Source organism: Bowmanella yangjiangensis, from assembly GCF_018531185.1.
Lineage (GTDB): Bacteria > Pseudomonadota > Gammaproteobacteria > Enterobacterales > Alteromonadaceae > Bowmanella > Bowmanella yangjiangensis.
Map to the genome: position 1 here is coordinate 265,879 of NZ_JAHDJU010000001.1, position 19,475 is coordinate 285,353.

18 protein-coding genes are annotated in these 19,475 nt (G+C 50.1%); 7 read left to right on the forward strand and 11 right to left on the reverse strand.

Translation table 11 applies throughout. The features are described from left to right. The first annotated feature begins 6 nt into the window (after positions 1 to 6). Together KJY73_RS01240 and KJY73_RS01245 are read left to right on the forward strand one after the other, a co-directional pair. A complete protein-coding gene (locus tag KJY73_RS01240) occupies positions 7 to 327 on the forward strand; it encodes a putative signal transducing protein (RefSeq protein ID WP_232848362.1) in 321 nt (106 codons plus the stop codon). A gap of 68 nt (positions 328 to 395) precedes the next feature. Continuing rightward, on the forward strand, positions 396 to 875 hold the full coding sequence (locus KJY73_RS01245; RefSeq protein WP_214339480.1) for an aminoacyl-tRNA deacylase: 480 nt from the start codon (positions 396 to 398) through the stop codon (positions 873 to 875). A 36-nt stretch (positions 876 to 911) separates the two neighbouring features. On the opposite strand, the gene KJY73_RS01250 is transcribed toward KJY73_RS01245, so the two are convergent. The 6 genes from KJY73_RS01250 to KJY73_RS01275 form a co-directional block, all read right to left on the reverse strand. Continuing rightward, on the reverse strand, positions 912 to 1,646 hold the full coding sequence (locus KJY73_RS01250) for a substrate-binding periplasmic protein (protein WP_214339482.1): 735 nt from the start codon (positions 1,644 to 1,646) through the stop codon (positions 912 to 914). A 98-nt stretch (positions 1,647 to 1,744) separates the two neighbouring features. Further along, on the reverse strand, positions 1,745 to 2,170 hold the full coding sequence (gene ruvX, locus KJY73_RS01255; protein WP_214339491.1) for a Holliday junction resolvase RuvX: 426 nt from the start codon (positions 2,168 to 2,170) through the stop codon (positions 1,745 to 1,747). A 36-nt stretch (positions 2,171 to 2,206) separates the two neighbouring features. After that, positions 2,207 to 2,764: a YqgE/AlgH family protein gene (locus KJY73_RS01260; RefSeq protein WP_214339493.1), complete on the reverse strand. Its 558-nt coding sequence runs from the start codon at positions 2,762 to 2,764 to the stop codon at positions 2,207 to 2,209. A 28-nt stretch (positions 2,765 to 2,792) separates the two neighbouring features. Further along, the gene (gene gshB, locus KJY73_RS01265; protein WP_214339495.1) at positions 2,793 to 3,749 is read right to left on the reverse strand and encodes a glutathione synthase; all 957 of its coding nucleotides are present in this window, start codon (positions 3,747 to 3,749) and stop codon (positions 2,793 to 2,795) included. 85 nt (positions 3,750 to 3,834) lie between these two features. After that, a complete protein-coding gene (locus KJY73_RS01270; RefSeq protein ID WP_214339504.1) occupies positions 3,835 to 4,797 on the reverse strand; it encodes a tetratricopeptide repeat protein in 963 nt (320 codons plus the stop codon). 2 nt (positions 4,798 to 4,799) lie between these two features. Then, positions 4,800 to 5,528 carry a hypothetical protein gene (locus KJY73_RS01275; RefSeq protein ID WP_214339506.1) on the reverse strand — a complete coding sequence of 243 codons (729 nt, stop codon included), beginning with the start codon at positions 5,526 to 5,528 and terminating at the stop codon, positions 4,800 to 4,802. A gap of 145 nt (positions 5,529 to 5,673) precedes the next feature. Between KJY73_RS01275 and KJY73_RS01280 the strand changes: the two genes are divergently transcribed. After that, the gene (locus tag KJY73_RS01280; protein ID WP_214339508.1) at positions 5,674 to 6,804 is read left to right on the forward strand and encodes a sensor histidine kinase; all 1,131 of its coding nucleotides are present in this window, start codon (positions 5,674 to 5,676) and stop codon (positions 6,802 to 6,804) included. Further along, entirely contained in the window at positions 6,801 to 7,445 is a 645-nt protein-coding gene (locus KJY73_RS01285) for a response regulator transcription factor (protein WP_214339510.1), read from the forward strand. Before KJY73_RS01280 ends, KJY73_RS01285 begins: the two co-directional genes overlap by 4 nt. Before the next feature lie 37 nt (positions 7,446 to 7,482). On the opposite strand, the gene KJY73_RS01290 is transcribed toward KJY73_RS01285, so the two are convergent. Together KJY73_RS01290 and KJY73_RS01295 are read right to left on the reverse strand one after the other, a co-directional pair. Beyond that, entirely contained in the window at positions 7,483 to 8,907 is a 1,425-nt protein-coding gene (locus tag KJY73_RS01290; protein ID WP_214339512.1) for an ATP-binding protein, read from the reverse strand. Positions 8,908 to 9,022: 115 nt separating this feature from the next. Continuing rightward, positions 9,023 to 9,751, reverse strand: coding sequence for a 16S rRNA (uracil(1498)-N(3))-methyltransferase (locus KJY73_RS01295; protein WP_214339514.1), 729 nt, complete (start codon positions 9,749 to 9,751; stop codon positions 9,023 to 9,025). Between the two features lie 145 nt (positions 9,752 to 9,896). On the opposite strand from KJY73_RS01295, the gene KJY73_RS01300 reads away from it, so the two are divergent. Next, the gene (locus KJY73_RS01300; RefSeq protein WP_214339515.1) at positions 9,897 to 10,265 is read left to right on the forward strand and encodes a VOC family protein; all 369 of its coding nucleotides are present in this window, start codon (positions 9,897 to 9,899) and stop codon (positions 10,263 to 10,265) included. Between the two features lie 32 nt (positions 10,266 to 10,297). Here KJY73_RS01300 and KJY73_RS01305 read toward each other — a convergent pair whose 3' ends face one another. Together KJY73_RS01305 and KJY73_RS01310 are read right to left on the reverse strand one after the other, a co-directional pair. Beyond that, positions 10,298 to 14,083: a translocation/assembly module TamB domain-containing protein gene (locus tag KJY73_RS01305; RefSeq protein ID WP_214339517.1), complete on the reverse strand. Its 3,786-nt coding sequence runs from the start codon at positions 14,081 to 14,083 to the stop codon at positions 10,298 to 10,300. Beyond that, positions 14,083 to 15,753 carry an autotransporter assembly complex protein TamA gene (locus KJY73_RS01310; protein ID WP_214339519.1) on the reverse strand — a complete coding sequence of 557 codons (1,671 nt, stop codon included), beginning with the start codon at positions 15,751 to 15,753 and terminating at the stop codon, positions 14,083 to 14,085. The genes KJY73_RS01305 and KJY73_RS01310 overlap by 1 nt, the downstream gene beginning before the upstream one ends. 301 nt (positions 15,754 to 16,054) lie before the next feature. On the opposite strand from KJY73_RS01310, the gene KJY73_RS01315 reads away from it, so the two are divergent. Continuing rightward, on the forward strand, positions 16,055 to 17,608 hold the full coding sequence (locus tag KJY73_RS01315; RefSeq protein WP_214339527.1) for a methyl-accepting chemotaxis protein: 1,554 nt from the start codon (positions 16,055 to 16,057) through the stop codon (positions 17,606 to 17,608). Between the two features lie 161 nt (positions 17,609 to 17,769). After that, positions 17,770 to 18,588 carry a mechanosensitive ion channel family protein gene (locus tag KJY73_RS01320; protein ID WP_214339529.1) on the forward strand — a complete coding sequence of 273 codons (819 nt, stop codon included), beginning with the start codon at positions 17,770 to 17,772 and terminating at the stop codon, positions 18,586 to 18,588. 80 nt (positions 18,589 to 18,668) lie between these two features. Here KJY73_RS01320 and KJY73_RS01325 read toward each other — a convergent pair whose 3' ends face one another. Beyond that, positions 18,669 to 19,463 (reverse strand): M48 family metallopeptidase, encoded by a 795-nt coding sequence (locus KJY73_RS01325; RefSeq protein WP_206592169.1) that lies wholly within the window; start codon positions 19,461 to 19,463, stop codon positions 18,669 to 18,671. Between the last annotated feature and the right edge of the window lie 12 nt (positions 19,464 to 19,475).

Genomic DNA, 19,475 nt, shown 5'->3' on the forward strand with positions numbered 1-19,475 from the left:
GCTTGCTTGTTGCGGCTGTACTGTCATGAAGATAGATTTCTGGTCTGGCAGGTCAGAGATTTGCTGGTCAGCCGCGGTATTCCCTGTTTCGTAAAAAACGAGTATGCCATTGGGGCGATGGGCGATTTATCCCCTTTTGATTGTTGGCCGGAAGTGTGGATAACCGACGATGAGTGGATGCCCAAAGCCAAGCAACTGTTGGATGAGTGGCAAAGTCAGTTACAGCAAGGCTCCGCCTGGTATTGTCGGCATTGTGGTGAGGAAAACGGCAGTGGTTTTGAACTGTGCTGGCAATGTGACACCGAGCGACCTGATGATTCGCGATAAACAGGGCTAACCGATGCGCCTGGCCTATACTTGAGAGTGGACAACTAACAAGTAGCCTGGAGGTGTCTATGAGTTTGTCCCAACGCGTTACGTCCTACCTGAATGACCTTGATGTGCATTATGAGGTCATTACCCACCATCCTTCGCACAGTTCGCTGGGGTCTGCTATTGCTGCGCAGGTTCCCTCTGCGAAGATTGCCAAGGCAGTGATGCTCGAAGACGGTCAGGGACATCGCTTAATGGCGGTGTTGCCAGCCGACAGCAAGTTGAGTATCAGTGCTTTGAATGATGCCCTGGATGGTCAGTATCATCTGATGAAGGAACAGCAGGTGTATCAGTGTTTTGATGATTGTGAACATGGTGCCGTGCCGCCACTGCCACAGGCGTTTAATCTCGACTGTATTGTGGATGATAGTCTGGAGGGGTTGCCTGATTTGTATATTGAGGGCGGTGATCATCGTTCCCTGGTGCATTTGTCTCAGCATGAATTTGCTCGCTTAATGGCGCAGACCCGCTCAGGTCATTTCAGTCATCAGCTGTATCACTAAGTACTACATGTGGGCAGTACCTTGCTGCCCACATGTCTATTGTTTAGGTAAGGTGCGTACGTATTTGCGCACTATGCTGCGCAAATTACCGTTTTGTTTTTGCGCCGCAATATGCGCATTCAAGCTTGGTAGCACAGAGGCTTTGGTGGGGATGAGGGCCAGTTTCAGACTATCAACAGCCTTATTTTGCTCAATGGTGGTCAGGAACAGATGGGGAAAGCGCTCCTGCAGCAACCAGTAGCCAATCAGCTCATTTAAATAGGCAAAATCACAGCGACCATTCTCAAGCATGCGCAGTTGCGTTTCTTCACTGCTGGCATCAAGACGCAGCAACTGATTAGAGGCAAATTGTTCCTTAAGCGTAGGGTAAACATAATATTCTCGGGTGCATACCCGATTTCCTGGCTGCCACTGTGTATTTTTATTGCTTTTGTCCAGTTTGAACAAATAGTCGGTGTAGGGAAGGATCTCATCGGTGAACAGCAATTGTTCGGGATGGCGTGTCCACGGAGGGCTAAGTACCATCACGTCGACCAGTCCCTCATACAGTCGCTGCTCACCACCCTGACGATTGTCGATCACATAATCCAAAGCGATGCTTTGTTCATCAGCAAAACTCTGCAATAAGTCAGGGATAATCCCCTTAATCTGTTGGGCTTCATTGATAAAAAGATAAGGCGGGAAACCAGGATCATATACTGCGAACTTGAGCTGTTCTGCGCTGTAACTGCTGAAGCTTAGCAGGCTAAATAGAAGGACTTTGATGTACATCAGTGGCTATGCTGCAAACGAATTAGTTACTTATCAGCATAGTCGTAAAAATCATTAGGCTCGAACTCTGGCTGACAATAGTTGCAGGAGACATGTTTTCAGATGTTGTCTGCCATCCAGCTTTCGAGAATTAAACAGGCAGCAACACTATCTACTTTCTGTTTATCCAGCTTCTTAAAACCACCTAACTCAAATAACCTGGCTCTGGCATCTGCGGTAGTCAGGCGCTCATCGCAGGTTTCGACACGAACCTTAAACCTGGCATTTAAACGATTAGCAAACTTACGTGCGCCATGGGTAACTTGCTGATCGGTACCATCCATATTCAGGGGTAAGCCAACCACCACCAGGTGAGGCTGCCATTCAGCAAATAAGGCTTCGACTTTTTGCCAGTCTGGAATGCCGTCTACGGCTTTCAACGCCATCAAGGGGGCAGCGGTACCTGTCACTTCCTGCCCGGCTGCAACACCAATACTCTTAGTGCCAAAATCAAAACCCAAGAGTGTACGGTTAGAAGATGTCATAGATGTGGTCCTGATGACGACAGTGGCGAGTAAAACTTAGGCGTGCCCTACATCTGGGGCGAGTTGCCAGATATCGACCCCCAACTTTTGTACAGCGGCTTGCCATTTTTTGTGAATGGGGACATTAAACAACAAATCTGCATCCGCTTCGATTAGCAGCCAGGAGTTGTGCTGAATCTCTTCTTCCAACTGCCCGGCACTCCAGCCAGCATAGCCTAATGCAACCAGAGATTTTTCCGGTGCTTTGCTGTTTCCCAACACGTTGAGTATATCTTTGGATGTTGTCACCATGATTTCAGAGGTCAGTGCCAGGCTGGATGCCCAACCTGGTTGTGTACTATGCAGAATAAAACCGCGGTCCGGGCTTACCGGTCCACCTGCCAGCACTAACTGCTCGGCTTTGTCGTCATCCACTTCAATGGATTCATCAACCTGCTTGAGCATCTCCTTAAGATGCAGTCCAGTTGGTTGGTTTATCACTATTCCCATGGCGCCATGTTCGTTGTGTTCACAAATATAAGTTAGTGAACGGGAGAAATAGGGATCCTCCAAACTTGGCATGGCGATAAGAAAGTGATTTTCAAAGCTCTGCATATGACCCTCTGAGCAACTTAGATAACACTTATATGGCGTCTGCCAGGTGTTTTTCAATGGCGTCAAATAAGATCCCGGTAATACTCACCGGATATGCCGCTTCAATCTCTCTGACGCAAGTCGGACTGGTGACATTAATCTCTGTGAGTTTGTCACCTATAATATCCAGTCCCACAAAGAATAGCCCTTTTTCGACCAGCGTGGGGGCGATGGCCTCGGCAATACGGCGGTCGCTGTCGCTGATAGGTTGTGGGCGTCCGGTTCCTCCGGCAGCAAGGTTGCCGCGCGTTTCACCCTGGCTTGGTAAACGCGCCAGGCAATAGGGAATTACTTGCCCGTTAACCACCAATACGCGCTTATCACCATCACTGATACTGGGCAGGTACTCTTGTACCATACACAAGCGCTTGCCGTGATTGGTCAGGGTTTCAATGACGACGCCCAAGTTGTTGCCGTCTTCTTTGATGCGAAAGATAGAGGCTCCGCCCATACCGTCCAGTGGTTTACAGATTATGTCTTTGTGTTGCTGGTGAAACTGGCGGATGAGACCAGCCTGGCGGGTTACCAGTGTCGCCGGACAATGCTCGGCAAACCAGGCAGCAAAAAGTTTTTCGTTGCAATCGCGCAGACTCTGGGGGTTGTTAACTACTAGCAAACCCTGGGCAGCCGCCAGTTCAAACAACTGTGTTGCATACAAAAATTCGCTATCGAAAGGCGGATCTTTGCGCATCAGCAACACGTCTAACTCGGTAAGCTGACGGTGTGCTACGTCACCCAATTCGTACCAGCCCGCTGGGTTTTCCTGCACCTTAAGTGAGCGCATACTGGCTTTGGCAATACCGTTATCCAGGTACAAATCAGCCATTTCCATATACTGGATCTCATAGCCACGACGCTGGGCTTCTAACAGCATGGCAAAGCTGGTGTCTTTCTTGATGTTGATGGACGAAATAGGGTCCATCACAATACCGAGTTTCAGGCTCACAGAAATTCCTTGGTTGGCGGGCAGAACGTCTTAAATAGGCATTCTGCCAGGTAAATTCAATAGGACCTGCGAACTAATCCCTCTATCACAAGGATTTGAGCTTTTTCTTCACCTCTTTTGCCAGTTTTTTGTCGTGGCTGGACTGCAAGGCCAGATAACCTTGCTTGGCTTGTTCTTTAAGTCCCTTTAACTGCTGCAGATTCGCCAGTCGAAAGGCCGCCCACTGGCGGCTGGGTAGTTTTCGATTTTTGGGGGCGTGTTCAAGAAAATTCTCTAACGCTTGAATACCTTCGTCAATGTGCACTTCACCCTTCACACTGGCCCGACCTAATTGGTACATGGCCGTATAACGACTGTTCAGGCTTTCCTGATCTGAAGCGGGTTGGCTAATAGCTTGCTTAAACTCGGCAATGGCCAGGTCGTACTTTTCGTCTTGGACAAGTTGCATCGCGGCCTGGAAGTAAAAATCAGGGATCCCAGGCATGCTGTGTTTGGCGCTTTCAAGAAGCTGTTGATAGTCCTGTTGGTTGTCACCGGCACTCAGATAGTTCAGCCGGGCGAGCATACCAGCCCGTTGGTCACGGCTTTCTAATTCCTTGACTTGAGCCAGCGCTAGTTCCGTGTCGCCGCCGGCAATACCCGGAGCTTGCAGATAAAAGCTCATCAGACCCTGTCGATATTCGCTATTGTCAGGGGCAAGCTCTACGGCACGATTGAAGCTTTGCAGGGACTTCTTGGCATAGCTTAACGCTGAAAATACACTGTTTCCCGCTTGTTGCCCCATAACGACACCTCGGGTGAAGTGTGCTTCGGCATTTTGTGGTGCTTGCGCGACGGCTTGCTCAATCCAATCTTCGGCTTTATCCGCGTCTTGGGCCAGCCAAATGCGGCTCAGGTAAATTTTAGCTTCAGCTTGCTCGGACGCGGCTTCAAACAGACTTTGGGCCTGTTTGTCCTCACCCTGCTCAAAGGCTAAGATGGCTTGTTGCAAATCAGCGTATACAGAGGCACTACTTAGCAGCAATGCCATAGCCAGAGGTCTTTTCATATTCATTTCCCTTGAAATTGTAAATGGTATTTTCGTGATAGTCGGGCGATAACCAGTGCGCCAATCACACCAGGGGCAACCCAGAATACCAACTGCCAGTAACCCGCCCCGGCCAGGATTTGCCTGGCACCAAAGGTGATAAAGGCAGTATAGGCAGCTATACCCGAGCCAATCATAGCGCCCAGATGTTCGATCCACCATTGGCGTGGAGCAATATGTCGACGCAGACAATAAACCAACATCTGGCCGCCTATTATGGTGCCCAGAATGCCGAAGATAAGATGTAAAACTTTGTTGAACCACAGGCCTAGGCCCAGTAAGGCTAGACCACCTGTGATCAATACCAGCAGCAAGCCAAGATGCGTTGGATGGCGCAGCAAGTGGCGGGCTTGTTTTACTCTAAGCACCAATATGCCATGACGAACACTGGTGAGTGTAAGCCAGCTTATATACATGAGGAAAAAGGCAAACAAGCGAATATTCAGTGCCATCTGCGCCTGGTTGGCTGTATTTGAAAGGTCACCGTGGACAGTGAGTGGTGCCACCAGCACCAGTAAGCAAATCAGCATGCCGCTGCCAGCCACCATATACATGGTATTGGCGTAATATCGGCCAAACTTGATATGGTCCAGGCTGCCTTTAGGAGTGAGAGCTGGGAGCCAAAAAAGTAGCAAGGCGGCACTGCCTACTGTGATATGCAGCATTAACAACAGGGCATAAATTAAGTTCATGAACACTCCTCCAATTGACCCGAGCAGTCTAGCCAATGCTTTGCAATTTCATTAGTGTCGAAGGTCATGAGTTAAAAAGTGACTTATGGGCTATTGGCGTGCGTTTGGCCGACAGGTATGTTGTGTTCAACACGGAGAATTAAATATGTTTAACCTGGGGCCGTACCGTCTGAGTGTGGAAACTGCCAGTGCCTTGATTAGTTGGGCTATGGTGGCAGTGTCGTCTTTATACTTTATGCAGCAAAGCTTGGGCTGGATGCATTGGCGTGTAGTGACGCTGGCCAGCTTATATCTGGGCTTTGTATTGCTGTTTATGCTGGCCACCCGGGACGAATCTTATCCGCGTGACAGGGCCGTCAGACTGACGCTTATCAGCCTGCTGTTTGTACTGGTCGTCGCCATCTACTTCACTACTCCTTATATGTACAACGCGATCTTGATGGTGATGTGGTCGGCACTGTTGCCTTATTTCATCTCATTCAGGTCGGCTGTTTTTCTCTCCCCATTGTGGTCATCTGTACCTTATTTCGTTGGCGAGTTTTATTGGCATGATGACATGTCAGCCCTTAGCTCGTTGTTGTTCTGGACCTTTAATGTTTTCGCCCTGGTCATGGTCAATGTGTCCTTAAAGGAAAAAAAAGCCAAGGAAGCCGCTAATCAATTGAACCGAGAACTTATGGCCACTCAGGCATTGCTCAGTGAAGCTAACAAACAAGCGGAGCGCACTCGTATTGCGCGCAATATTCATGATGTGCTCGGCCATCATCTGACTGCCTTGTCGATTAACTTGCAGGTGGCATCACGCAAAGCCGAAGGAGAAGTGAAACAATCGGTAGAACAATGCCACGCCATTGCTAGCTTGTTGCTGAGTGATGTTCGAGAAGCGGTGTCTGAGATCCGCGATAAATCTGCTATTCACCTGAAAAGTGCGTTGGAGTTACTGACCCGCGAGGTACCTAGACTCAAAGTCGCCTTAGATTGTCAGGTTGAGCTGGACGATATGGAGCAGGCCCATGCATTGCTGATGTGTGTGCAGGAGAGTTTGACCAACAGTTTGCGTCATTCCAGAGCCAATCATATGCGGATAGACCTGTTTCAGACCGAAAATGCCTTGCTGCTTACTATGCAGGATAACGGCGGAGAGCAGAAATACTTGCAGCCTGGCAACGGCTTAAAAGGTATGCGAGAACGTATTGAAGCCTTAGGAGGACAAGTCGAGTTTATGTTTAATCAGCAAGGCTTGTGCACTCATGCCCGTCTGCCGGTAGCCTCATGAGTATTCGTGTCTTACTGGTGGACGATCAAACCCTGGTCAGGGAGGGGGTCAAAAGTTTGTTATCGCTGTCGGCCAATCTGCTGGTTGTGGGAGAGGCAAGTGACGGCGACCAGGTTTGTCAGGCCGTCAGTGCGCAACAACCCGACGTGATCCTGATGGATATACGTATGCCACGAATGTCGGGGGTAGATGCTCTGCGCGCGATGCAAAAGGTCGGCCTCACGCAACCTGTAATAATGCTGACTACTTTTGATGACCATAAACTGGTGCTCGACGCCGTACAGGCTGGCGCCAAAGGCTATCTGCTTAAGGATGTCTCCCTGGAAACACTGGTGGATGCGATTGAGACGGTACATGCCGGGCACACCCTTATTCAGCCCGCCGTTACCGAGAAGATTCTGCAAGGATTACAGGGCTTGCAGCAAAACTTCGAAAGCTATGAAACGCCGGAGCCTTTAACGGAAGCTGAATGTAAGATTCTGCGTTTGATGGCAGGTGGATGCAGTAACCGTGAAATTGCCGAAGCGTTGTTTAAATCTGAGGGCACGATTAAAAATCAGGTGTCCAGCCTGTTGGCTAAGTTAGGCGTGAGAGATCGTACCCGGGCGGTGTTGAAGGCCATTGAAGCAGGGCTTATTTAAACCTGCCACAATAAGGCTGTCCGCCGAATTTTCGCAGTCAGACGGGGAAGCTGATGTTAAACAGGCTTCCCTGACCGGGTGAAGACTGGCATGCAATTTTTCCTTTTAAAACTTTTTCCACCAGATCCTTACAGATGTGCAGCCCTAGTCCGCTGCCTCCGGTTTGTCTGGCCGAAGTGAAAAAAGGCTCAAATACATGGCTGAGGGTTTCCCGACTCATTCCTTTACCATTATCCTTAAATTGCAACTCAAGCTGTCCTTTGTGCAACCTGACGTTCAGGTGCACTTGGCCGGGCTGGCCTTGTTCAAAAGCATGTTGGACAGTATTCATTATTAAGTTGACCAGAATTTGGCTAATGGCTCCCGGGTAGCTGTCTATCTCCAGGTCGGGGTCAAGATCCAGGCAAAACTGCAATTTGTGGTATTTCAGCTTGGGTTTTAACGACAATAGGATTTCACCGACGTAGCTACTCAAATTAAAGCTGCGAATCTCCTGATTATGCTGGTCGAGGGACAACTGCTTAAAGGTGCTGACGAGCTCCGCACTGCGTTGCAAGTTGCGCTCAATGATCTGCATGGCTTCAGCCGATTCTTCATAAAAGGCCCGCAGGGCTGAGCGAGTCAGTTTATTTTGTTCAAAAAGCTGATTGGTTTTGTGCAATTGGCCGCGTAAATGGCTGGCTGCGGTAACGGCTACCCCTATTGGCGTATTCACCTCATGGGTCAGGCTCGACATCATGCTGCCAAGTGAGGCGAGGTTTTCTATCTCCAGCAGATGTTGCTGAACTTCAGAACGCTGAGCCAAGGCCAAACGCAGCTTCTTATTGGATTGTGTCAGTTCACGAGTGCGTTTTTGCACTTGTTGCTCAAGGTCGCGCTTTGCCTGACTTAGTTGCTCAGAGGCCTGCATCTTCTCGATAATCAGTGAGGCTATGCTGGCTTCAATACGTATGAGTTCAAGATCCTGAGGAGTCGGCTCCCTGACTGTCGAGTAGTACATGCCAAAAGTGCCCAGCACTCGCCCATCGGAGGCAAAAATGGGGCTTGACCAACATGCCCTTAATCCGGCCTTATGACAGAGTGTTTTGTAGGGGGCCCAGTTTGGATGGTTCTGGATATCCGGTACCACCACAGCTTCTCGCAAATAAGCGCTTGCACCACAGGAGCCGACCGTTGGACCAATTTCTATACCGTCAACCGCCTGCATGTAATCCCTGGGCATACTAGGCCCAACCAAAGACGACATACTTTTGCCGTCAGGATTCATCAGCATAATGGAACAGCGCAAATCTTCACTGGCTGATTCTATGGCGCTGACCAACGCGCTTAACACCTTATCCAGCGACGCACCCATCACCCAAAGGTTAAAGGCGTTGTTGCGGCCCGTTTCGACGGCGGTCTGACAAATGGCACTTAGGTCTTGGCTGTCCAATTGACTATGCACTGAAGCTAAACTTGGCATACATCCTTTCCATGATGATGGCATCGGGTTGGAGTGCCAAGCATGCCTGTTGGACATTAAACACTCAACTGTTTTGTTTGATTCCTGACGTGCTGCGCAGGCTGCTCAATATTGCTTACAGATCACCGAAACGACCTTGCAGATTGGCAATGGCCGTTAAGGCTGCTGTCTCGGTGCGTAGTACCCGCGGACCGAGCAGAACCGATTTAAATCCGCCTTGCTCGGTCAGGTACAGTTCCTGGTCGGCAAAGCCCCCTTCAGGACCTATGAGTAGTCGTACTCCTTGGGTTGGAAGCGTTAAATCGGCCATACGTTTTTCTGCTCTCGGGTCGAGAGTCAGGCGCAGCTCGTTAGTCGATTGCTGCAGCCATTGAGACAGGGCAGTAACAGGATGCAGAGTAGGAATGACGTTGCGTCCACATTGTTCACAGGCGCTTTGAATGATCTTCTGCCATTGCTGGTGCTTCTTCTGCCAGCGTTGTTCGTCCAGACGCACCACGCAACGTTCAGTGATCAGTGGGGTTATTTCCGTCACGCCCAGCTCTACGGATTTTTGTAGAACAAAGTCCATACGCTCGCCTTTGGAGATCCCCTGGCCCAAGTGGATGCGCAGTGGTGATTCGCAGCCCATTTGCAATTTTGCGTCCACCTGCACCCAAACGGCACGCTTCTCAACCTTATGTAAGGTGGCGGGATACTCATTGCCGTCGCCATTGAATAACACCAGAGGATGACCTTCACGCAGTCTTAATACGTTTCCCACATGGTTGGCGGCGTCTTTGTCTAGTTGTAGGGTTTGTTCGACAGCCAAAAGGCCGGGGCAGTAAATTCTCGGAATTTGCATGGTGCTTTTGCGATAGGGTTAGAACGTCTGGTTGGCAAGTCTAAGCCAAAGTGGGCTTGTATGCACCTGCTGGCCCCGCATGACTGGCGGATTGCTGCCACTGGTGCATACTCTTTGTTTTCACTTTGATAGAGATAAAAGGCTTATGGTAAATCCGGTCGGTTGGTTTGAGATCTATGTGCAGGATATTCAGCGGGCCAGGCGCTTCTATGAACAGGTGCTGGCAATTAAATTAGACAAGCTTCCCGTGCCAGACATTGAAATGTGGGCGTTTCCCAATGATATGACGCAATACGGTGCTGGGGGAACGTTGGTTTATATGCCAGGCATGAGTTCCGGCGGAAATAGCACCTTGGTGTATTTCAGTTGTCAGGACTGTGCGGTGGAAGAGTCGCGGGTGAAGGAAGCTGGCGGCCAGGTACAGCGAAGCAAAATGTCGATTGGCCAATACGGCTTTATCAGTCTGATTTTCGACACAGAAGGCAACATGCTTGGGCTACATTCTCTGCAATGAGGAGAATGTAGCCAGAATAGAGGGGAATTGACTCACTTAACCTCAAAGCTGTAGTACAAATCCATCGAACGCTCGAGACTGCTCACGGCTTCCAGCCAAAGCTGATTCATCAGATAAAAGCGCACGGTAATTTGTGTTACTGGCTCGAGAATGCCTACGCCATATTTCAGGTAAATCCGTTCCCCTATATAGCCGCTGACCGTGGCCAGACTGTCGCCGCTGGCCGCGTCGGTTTCGGTATCCAGGGTAATGTCACTGATTAATGGAATGTTATTCAGTGCGTCCGTCAGGCCACTGGCACCGGTGATGCCTATGCCTTGGTTCGCTGCCATCAGCAGTGCCATAGAGCGACCATCTGACTCGCCACCGGCTCCTGGTGGCTTGCCGCGCAAGATGTACGACAGGATCGTACTTTGCTCCATGCTTGGATTAGAGAACAGTCTGACCTGCAACCCACTAACCGGACCACTTACCTCGATACCGGCTTCAACCCCCGTACCTTTCAATGGACGAATAGCTTGTAATTGCACTGTAGGGTTGCTGGCCTGGCCAAGGAACTGCAGCCGTCCTGATTTAACTTCCAGGTTCTGTCCATAGGCTTTGTATAACCCCTCGGTAAAGGTCAGGGCGCCAAAAAGCTCCAAGGGATCCGGCGATTTCTGCCGGGCAGTCAGGCTGCCGTCAATTTTGCCGTTAAAGCCAAAACCACTGATCGCAAAGGGGTCGACCAACTCAACATCCAATTGCAGGTTGATGGGAAGTGGTGCACTTTGCTGGATATCTTGTTGATTAACCAGACGCATATCCTGCGACACAGCTACTGCTGATGCGGGCAGTTCCTGCAAGGTTAAGCGGCCATTATCCACGTTAACTTTACCTTGTAGATGCAAACCCTGTTCAAAACGGATATCCAAATGCGGGCTGATACTGGCCTGCAGTTCAGGCAGGGCTTGTAGTTGCAGAGCCTGCCCCTCCAGTTTGGCTTGAAGTGTTAAGGCGTTTTGCCAGTCAGACTGGCTGGCATCCCAGTGGCTGCTACCTTGCAGTTTCGCTTGGCCTGAGCCCATGGCGAATTGACCATCAAATTCGGTTTGGGTATCTGCGAAACTGACATTGAGGGTCAGCTTGTCTACTGCGGTTTGGCTACTGGCCACCACTAATGCCGTGTCTTCAAGGGATATCTTGCCATGCAGACGTGGGGCATTTAGTTTGCCTTGCACTTGTATGTCTGCAGACAGCAGCCCGGTCAACTTGCTCAGTTGTGGTACCAGGTTAACAAAGCCTTCCAGCGGTAAAGGTGCCAAATATAAGTTGGCGCTAATATCGGCATCGGCTTTGTTACCTAACTGACCATTTAGCGTCAGTAAGTCCTGCCCTGCTTTACTCTGTAGCTGACCGGAAAGTTGCAAGCTACCGTCGTCTTGGGAGTCCAACTTAAAGGTTCCTGCCTGCCAGTCCAGTAGGGGTAACATGTCGTCCTCCCACTGCTGCAGTAGATGACCTGCACTGGAATTTAAGGTGACATGCAATTGCATAGGGCCCTGTTCGGGATAAGCCAAACTGGCGGATAGGTGTGCATTGCCTGACAACTCCTGGCCGTTGAGCTTGCCGGAGCTCCAGCGCCCGTAGTCAACGTCGGCGCTTAGCTCAATGGGCTGATTACCAGGAAATTGCAGCCCCTGTTGCAGACACAACTGACTGAAATTGCCATTCCAGCAATGGGCTGACAGGGTCTGGGTTGTTTCGGTCAGGTCTAACTCGATAGGGGCTGACAGGCGCCAGTGCTCGCCGAACATGCGGCTGTCGGCTTCGAGAATTTTCCCAAACCAATGTTGCTGTTCCAGATCGGCGCTCCCCTGCATCAGCAGGTTGGCGTTGATGTCTCCGCCAATTTCTAACTGCAGTTGGTGTGAGTGCGCGTCACCGCCTAAATTAAGCTGCCCATGAATATGCTGATCATTACTTAGCACGATATTGGGGAATTGGATCGAGAGGTCGCCTGCGTGTTGCTGCATAGGGCGGTAGTTTGCAGCTAAGCCCATATCTTGCACAGATAAGCTGTCGACATGCAGTTGCTTTACCTTGCCGTTCATTTCCACCAGCGGCTTCATTAGCTCGCCGCTGACGCGAAAGTCGGCTTCAATCTGCCCTTGGGCATTGATTGGTAGGGCAGACAGATTGTCACTGAACAGTTTGCCTTGCAGTTGCCACTGTTGATCTGCAGTACCTGTTAGCTTCAGGGTACTGTTAAAGGCTTCCAGCCGCAGATCCAGATTACTCACCTGTAGCTGTTCCTGTTGACTGATATCCGCTATGGCGGATAAGCGCAGTGGCGTGTCATTGAGGCTGCCCGCGAGCTGCGTATCATCAATATGTATGCGCCATCCTTGGTTTGACCATGTTCCGCTGTTATTCAGGCTGCCCTGTAACACGCCAGTTACCGGCAACAGCGGGCTGTTAAGTTGCAGATTGTGCAATTGCCCTTGTATCTGCCACTGCCAGCTTTGTCCGTATTGCAGTTCACCATTTACTCTTGCTGCTGAGCTACTTACCGGGTCTATGAAATCTATCTTTAACGACTCTATTTGGCCTGGCTGATGTTGGGCCTTCAGCGATAGCTGGGCCGCGGATGTTTGGCCAAAGCCAAAACCAGAGAACATCAGTGAAAGATCAGCGCGTTGCTGCTGAAGATTGCCGCTGGCGATGAGTGTCAGTTTTCCGGACTGGAACTCGGCTTGTTCTGGTAACTCGAGCAGCGGCACTAAGGGGGCGGTATTAACATCCAGGGCGGCAGAAAAGGGTAGCTCAGACTGGGTAACATCGGCCTCGGCGTGCAGATTGAGGGCGGTCAGAGCGGGTTCTTTGACCTCTACCAGCAGTTTTTCCAGCGAGCCAGATACATTCACACCTATAGGCTTAGTGCTAAGCGGCATGGGTAACAAGTCTTCTGCCGGTAGCACACTGGCCTCAAGATTTACCTGGTAAGGTCTGTTAAGCACTGCGCTGCCGCGCAAATCCACAGTGCCAAGTTGTTGGCTGCGGACCTCCAATCGGTCAATCGCCAGCTTGGTATCCAGCCATTGCATTTGCAGCATGGCATGGTTGATTTGTATCTTTTGTCCGGCCTGGATTATTTGTGCGTCTTCCAACTGAATGTCATTCAGACGTATGTTGATAGGAGCGGGCAAGTCGGGTAGCGCTGCTAGCGGCCAGTCGGTGCTTGGCTGTGCGGGCTGTGAACTGTCATTCAGTTGCAGTCGCAAGCCATTCAGATACAAGTTGTTGAGGGTGAACAACTTATCTTTCAATCCTGCATTCAGGTTGAGGTTATTCCAGGCAATGGCCAGGCCCGGTAGCTTGAGCTGGCTGTGTTCAATCTGCAGCTGTTGAATTCGTGATGTGGGCAGCCAATCCGGTAGCGCAATGGCCGAAGGAGGCTGTGACGGAGATGGTGTGGTGGCTGCAGTGTCTGTCTGTTCAACCTCGACAAACAAATCGGTGATATTTAGCTGCTGCACAACAATATGTGGCAGTAGCAGGGCTCGCGCAGAAATATCCAACTCAATCCGGCCTGCGGACACGAGTAAGCCGGGTTGCTGATAACTGAAATCCGAAAGCTGTAAGCCATACAACAGGCTTCCCTGATGCGCGCCGTTTTTTAGTCCTGGGACATGAGCTTTGGCCTGATTAAGCAACCAACCCGTGCCGGATTCTGTGCCAGTCAGCCAATAAACCAAGCCCGCCACCATGCAAAGCAAGGTTGCCAGACCAACCAGCAAACGACGAAGCAGCTGTTTATAGGAGATATGAAACGCCATTACAGCTCGGCCCCCATGCTGATATGTATCCGCCAGGGTGGATCTTCCTCGCTGATACCATAGGCCAGCTCAAATCTAACTGCACCTACCGGAGACAGCCAGTGAATCCCTGTGCCGACGGACTGCACCGGCTTGAAATAGTGTCGGTTAAAGGCATTTCCTGCATCGGTAAAAATAGCCATGCGCCAATTTGGGGTCAGGTAATATTGGTATTCGACCGAACCTACGGCGAGCATCTTTCCGCCTACTACCTTGGTTTGCAAGCCTTCACTGGTTTGTACTTCGGCGGTGGGACCCAGGCTGTTGTAATCAAATCCGCGGATGCTCTGATCGCCACCGGCAAAAAAGCGTAAGGATGGAGCCAGATCTTCTACCGAGTCCAGACCGGTAATATTAATACCGGCCTGACCTTTAATCACAAACCTATGCTCACCGAAGCGTGACAGCCATTTCCAAAACCCGGTCATCCTCAGTAAACGGCCGTCAGAACCAAGTGCCTTATCGGTGGCCTCAATTTGGTAAGTTTGCATAAAGCCTTCTTCTGGGTCGCGAATCGGACCATGGCGTTTGGTACGTGACAGGGTGAGTCCCGGCAGCAGGTAACCGGCCTGAAAGTCCAATCCATCCAGACTCCATTTTTCTTCCAGCCAACGCGTCTGCGCCGCCCATACCCATTTGTGTTTGGTGGACTGGCTGATAACCGCGGCATGTCGCAGTGTACTGCTGATATCACCGTAGTCATTTTGTTCCAGCCCCAGCATTAGCTGATAGGTTTGGGTAAGCGGATCTTCCCCTGGGATTTGATAAAGAAAGTTGGCGTATGGATTTACTGTTGAATAGCGAAGGGTCGTTTCCTGGCTGTGCCCCCAGCGATTTACTCTGGGGGTACGCCAGTTAAATTGAGCTCTGGGGCCGGTATCTGTGACATACCCCAACCCCACTTTCAGGCTATGTGTTGGCGCATCACGCAGGTTGACGGTGACCGGTACTTGCTGCTCATCAATGGCGTTTAGATCAGGAGTAACTAGCACATCGGCGAAATACCCGGAGCGGCGCAGAGCGGACTCCAGATTACTTAAGTGACTACTTTGATAGTGCTCGCCCGCTGACAAGGGGGATAAGCGGGCCAATAACTCTGGCGCTACATCCGAACCCTGAAATGTTATCTTCCCCAGTTTATGGCGGACACCTGCATCGTAGCCTAGGTGTACTTCGGCTTGTTGCCGTGCGCTGTCTACCAGTATTTCGTGGTGCAGCCAGGTACCGGCCAGGTAACCATTGCTGCGTGCATAGTTTTGTAATTCTGTTTTCCAGCTTTCATATTCACCATGATTCAATATGCTGCCCTGATGAGTCTGTAGGCTGGCAATAAAGCGTTGAAAGCTATCATCATTCACGGCATCACCAGTTACCTGAATATCCATCTGGCTGATGTGGGTAGCGGGACCTGGTTTAACAGAAACAATCAGTTTAATTGGCTGTGCTTCGTGATCAACTTTCGTAGTGATTTCAGCGTTGTTATAACCCAGAGCAATCATGGCGGCGATAGAACGTTCGCGAGCCTTAGCGATGAATCGGTTAACCTGGGCAGGTGCCTGGGGTAGGGAACCTAAGTGAGCGACAATGTTCTTTTGCTGATTGTCAGAAGCTCCCTGAATTTCCAGAGACATTACTTCTTCCGCAATACCTGCTGCACTGAATAGGAATGCTGAGATGCTCAGTATTACTGCGGGCAGAATACGCTGGAGATGTATGGAGAATAGGAATTGCGAAACAAAAATGGTCAAAATCTTCTACCTGAACGACTGCTTGTCAAACACCAACCCATTTGTACTTCACCACCTATAGATTGCTATTCCATATGCAGAATATTAGCAATTTTCGATTAAACTTTAGTCGGTAATCATCCTTGAGACATTGACTTTTAAGGCAATACTCACGAAAAAGGCATAAGGGAATCAGGAGATTAGCATGGCTCAGCCTTTCATCCGCGCCTTTATTTGTACCGTTTTGTTTGTGGTGGTTCAGAGTGTTTTGTTTATGACTGGCGCTCAGGATTATATCGTGATTGCTACTACTACGGTGATTTTCTTTTGCTGTGTTTTCTGGTTTGGAAAATCCGCGTCTAAGAATTCGCAATTGCAAGCCAACAAAGAGCGAGCTGCTAGTTTGCCAGAAGTGGACAGCGTTATAGCCGCCACATCCCGAATGGCCATAGGTGCTGCGGATGTCTCATTCTGCATCGATGGGTTAATTAAAGAGCTGGGCAAAAGTGTTGAAGACAGCCAGCAAATTGGTAGAGCCACAAATGAACAAAATAGAGTCAGCCTGGCGTTAAATGAGTCTCTGGAACAGGTTGGCAGTACTTATCAGCAGACCGATGAAGCCAGTCGACACGCGCATCAAAAGTTGCGTGAAAATGCCGTTCGTATTGAACAACTGGTGGCTTCTATTTCCGAAGCGGTGCTGCATCTGCAGCAGTTGCGAGAAAGCGCGGATGACATTCAGCGCATTACCGATGTAATAAACCAGGTCGCTGAGCAGACTAACTTACTGGCGTTGAATGCGGCTATTGAAGCGGCCAGAGCCGGTGAGCAAGGCCGCGGTTTTGCTGTGGTTGCTGACGAAGTCAGAGCACTGGCAGGTAAAACCGCAGGAGCAACGGAAGATATCGCCCGTATGCTCGGCACTGTGCATAAGCAAAGCCAGCAAACCAGTGCATTGATGCAGGATATTGAGAAGTCAGGATTCCAAGTCAAAGATGAATTGCAGCAATTGTGCGGTGGATTTGAGCAGATCAGTCAGGATGTGGCTGGTGTGTCTGCGAACATCCAGCAAATGGTCGATGCCAGTGGTAATCTAACCTCCAGCAGCGAGGATATTCGTGCCGCTATTGCCAGTATCAGCCAGGTTTTATCCAGCATCGAAGCCAATGGCCTGACGGTGGCTGAGCAGGCAACCCATTTATCAGAACAGACCGAAAGTATTTTTCGGGATCTGGCTGAATATGCGCAGGATAGCTTTTATTTGCCGGTATTCCGCCAGGCGCAGCAGGCTGCTGCTGATATTGCCGATTTGTTTGAGCAGGCTCTGGCCAAGGGGACGCTTACCGATAGCCAGGTGTTTGACCAGAACTACCAGGCTATCTCTGGAACAAATCCGGTTAAGTATCACACCAGTTACGATAAATTCACTGACCAACATTTTCCGTCTATTCAGGAGCCGATATTGGCTCGGATTAAAGATGCCTTGTACGCCGGGGCTGTGGATGTGAACGGTTATTTCCCTACCCACAATAGCCGTTACAGCCAGCCTCTTAGCGGTGACTATGCCAAGGACCTGCTAAATAATCGTACTAAGCGAATATTTGATGATCGAACCGGTCGGCGATGCGGTGCCAACACCGATGCAATGCTGTTGCAAACCTACAAACGTGATACCGGAGAAATTATGCACGATTTATCTGTGCCAATCCGGGTCCGAGGGCGCCATTGGGGCGGCTTTAGGATAGGTTTTAAACCCTGAACAACATGGGGCGAAACCCGACCATAACGTGATAGAATGTTGGCTTGTTGGCTCGTGTATGCACTATGCTAGCTGACGCGTGTTACTGAAACACAAGTAGGACCGCCTGGAAGTTTGGCGTGACAACAATAAGTTCAAATCGCTTTTTATGGAGAGCATCCATGTTTCAACCCGAAAAAATGACCGAAATGGTCAATACCTATGTCATTCCTTGGGGAATTAATATTGCCCTAGCGCTACTGATCTTTATCGTCGGTCGCATCGTCGTTGGCATCCTGATTAGCCTGTTTGGCAAAGTGATGGCGCGTTCTAAGTATGACAGCATGCTGGTGGGTTTTGTTAAGTCCATCTTGAATGCGATCCTGATGCTCTTTGTGGTGGTGGCATCTTTGGATCAGTTAGGGGTTGATACAACCTCATTGGTTGCTTTGCTGGGTGCAGCTGGCCTGGCCATCGGTTTGTCGATGAAAGACTCACTGGCTAACTTTGCGGCCGGTGTGATGCTTTTAGTGTTCCGCCCATTCAAAGCGGGTGATTATGTTGAAGCCGGTGGTACGGCAGGCTCTGTAAAGAACATCGGTATTTTTACCAGTACCTTCAACACCCCTGATAACAAAATGGTGATCGTACCCAACGGCGCTATTTACGGCGGCAATATTACTAATTTCTCAGCCATGGAAACCCGCCGTGTGGATATGGTGGTTGGTATCAGCTATGGCAGCGATTTGCGCAAGGCTAAGCAGATTCTCACCGATATGTTGGCGGCCGACCCACGTATTCTGAAAGATCCAGCTCCGCAAGTTGCGGTATCTGAGCTGGCTGACAGCAGCGTGAACTTTGTGGTGCGTCCCTGGGTGAAATCAGCAGACTTTTGGGCGGTGAAATTTGATCTGACCGAAGCTATTAAGCTGCGTTTCGACGAAGAAAACATCGGCATTCCATTCCCACAAATGGATGTGCATTTACACAAGCAAGACTAATTGTTTTGCACCCCTTTCCGGGAATCAGAAAAGCCGCATTTAATGCGGCTTTTTTTATCTGAAGTCGTTAACGACATTGTTTACCGGCAGTTAGGCTTATTGGGACTGGCCTGAAAATCTTTATTGGCAGCGGGCAGGTTTTTGCTCAATAACTGAATGCGGGTTTGTGGGGCCGGGTGAGTGGATAGCAACTCTGGCTGGCGTTCACCACCACTGGCTTTTTCCATGTTTTCCCATAGTTTAACTGATTCAGCGGGGTCAAAACCGGCTCTGGCCATCAACTGCAAGCCGATAAGGTCGGCTTCGGATTCATGGGTGCGGCTAAAAGGCAGTTGAATACCTACCTGAGTGGCCAGACCTAACCCAGCCATTATCATATTGCTTTGTCCAACCTGCTTGGCCTGCAGAATCTGGTTTGTGGCTTCCATCCCCATGCCGATAATGGCGCTATTAGACATGCGCTCGTTACCATGTTCAGCAATCACATGGCCAACCTCATGGCCGATAACCGCCGCCAGCTGATTCTGATTTTGCGCAACTTTGAGCAGGCCGGTGTATACACCAATTTTACCGCCTGGCAGGGCAAAGGCGTTAACCTGGTCATCCTCAAACACCACTACTTCCCATTGTCCGTTAAACACCCCATCCGGTACCTGATGCACTATGTTCTCCGCCACGCATTTTACGTAACGGTTCTCCACCTGCTTGGCTGAGACTTTCTGCTCGGTTTTCATACTGTCAAAGGCCTGGCTACCCATCTCCGACAGTTGGCTGGACGAATAAAGCTTTAACTGGTTACGACCTGTTGGAGATTTGGCGCAGGAAGCCAGTAAAGCGGCGGTACAAATTGCCAGAGTGATATGCTTGAGTTTCATCCGTTTTCTCTT

What these genes read in the sequence shown, in the direction of transcription:
- KJY73_RS01290 (WP_214339512.1), bottom strand. Translation starts at nt 8,907, where the DNA reads ATGCCAAGTTTAGCTTCAGTGCATAGTCAATTGGACAGCCAAGACCTA.
- KJY73_RS01310 (WP_214339519.1), bottom strand. Translation starts at nt 15,753, where the DNA reads ATGTCTCTGGAAATTCAGGGAGCTTCTGACAATCAGCAAAAGAACATT.
- ruvX (WP_214339491.1), bottom strand. Translation starts at nt 2,170, where the DNA reads ATGACATCTTCTAACCGTACACTCTTGGGTTTTGATTTTGGCACTAAG.
- KJY73_RS01295 (WP_214339514.1), bottom strand. Translation starts at nt 9,751, where the DNA reads ATGCAAATTCCGAGAATTTACTGCCCCGGCCTTTTGGCTGTCGAACAA.
- KJY73_RS01275 (WP_214339506.1), bottom strand. Translation starts at nt 5,528, where the DNA reads ATGAACTTAATTTATGCCCTGTTGTTAATGCTGCATATCACAGTAGGC.
- KJY73_RS01300 (WP_214339515.1), top strand. Translation starts at nt 9,897, where the DNA reads ATGGTAAATCCGGTCGGTTGGTTTGAGATCTATGTGCAGGATATTCAG.
- KJY73_RS01285 (WP_214339510.1), top strand. Translation starts at nt 6,801, where the DNA reads ATGAGTATTCGTGTCTTACTGGTGGACGATCAAACCCTGGTCAGGGAG.
- KJY73_RS01270 (WP_214339504.1), bottom strand. Translation starts at nt 4,797, where the DNA reads ATGAAAAGACCTCTGGCTATGGCATTGCTGCTAAGTAGTGCCTCTGTA.
- KJY73_RS01325 (WP_206592169.1), bottom strand. Translation starts at nt 19,463, where the DNA reads ATGAAACTCAAGCATATCACTCTGGCAATTTGTACCGCCGCTTTACTG.
- KJY73_RS01315 (WP_214339527.1), top strand. Translation starts at nt 16,055, where the DNA reads ATGGCTCAGCCTTTCATCCGCGCCTTTATTTGTACCGTTTTGTTTGTG.
- KJY73_RS01250 (WP_214339482.1), bottom strand. Translation starts at nt 1,646, where the DNA reads ATGTACATCAAAGTCCTTCTATTTAGCCTGCTAAGCTTCAGCAGTTAC.
- KJY73_RS01305 (WP_214339517.1), bottom strand. Translation starts at nt 14,083, where the DNA reads ATGGCGTTTCATATCTCCTATAAACAGCTGCTTCGTCGTTTGCTGGTT.
- KJY73_RS01320 (WP_214339529.1), top strand. Translation starts at nt 17,770, where the DNA reads ATGTTTCAACCCGAAAAAATGACCGAAATGGTCAATACCTATGTCATT.
- KJY73_RS01245 (WP_214339480.1), top strand. Translation starts at nt 396, where the DNA reads ATGAGTTTGTCCCAACGCGTTACGTCCTACCTGAATGACCTTGATGTG.
- KJY73_RS01260 (WP_214339493.1), bottom strand. Translation starts at nt 2,764, where the DNA reads ATGCAGAGCTTTGAAAATCACTTTCTTATCGCCATGCCAAGTTTGGAG.
- KJY73_RS01280 (WP_214339508.1), top strand. Translation starts at nt 5,674, where the DNA reads ATGTTTAACCTGGGGCCGTACCGTCTGAGTGTGGAAACTGCCAGTGCC.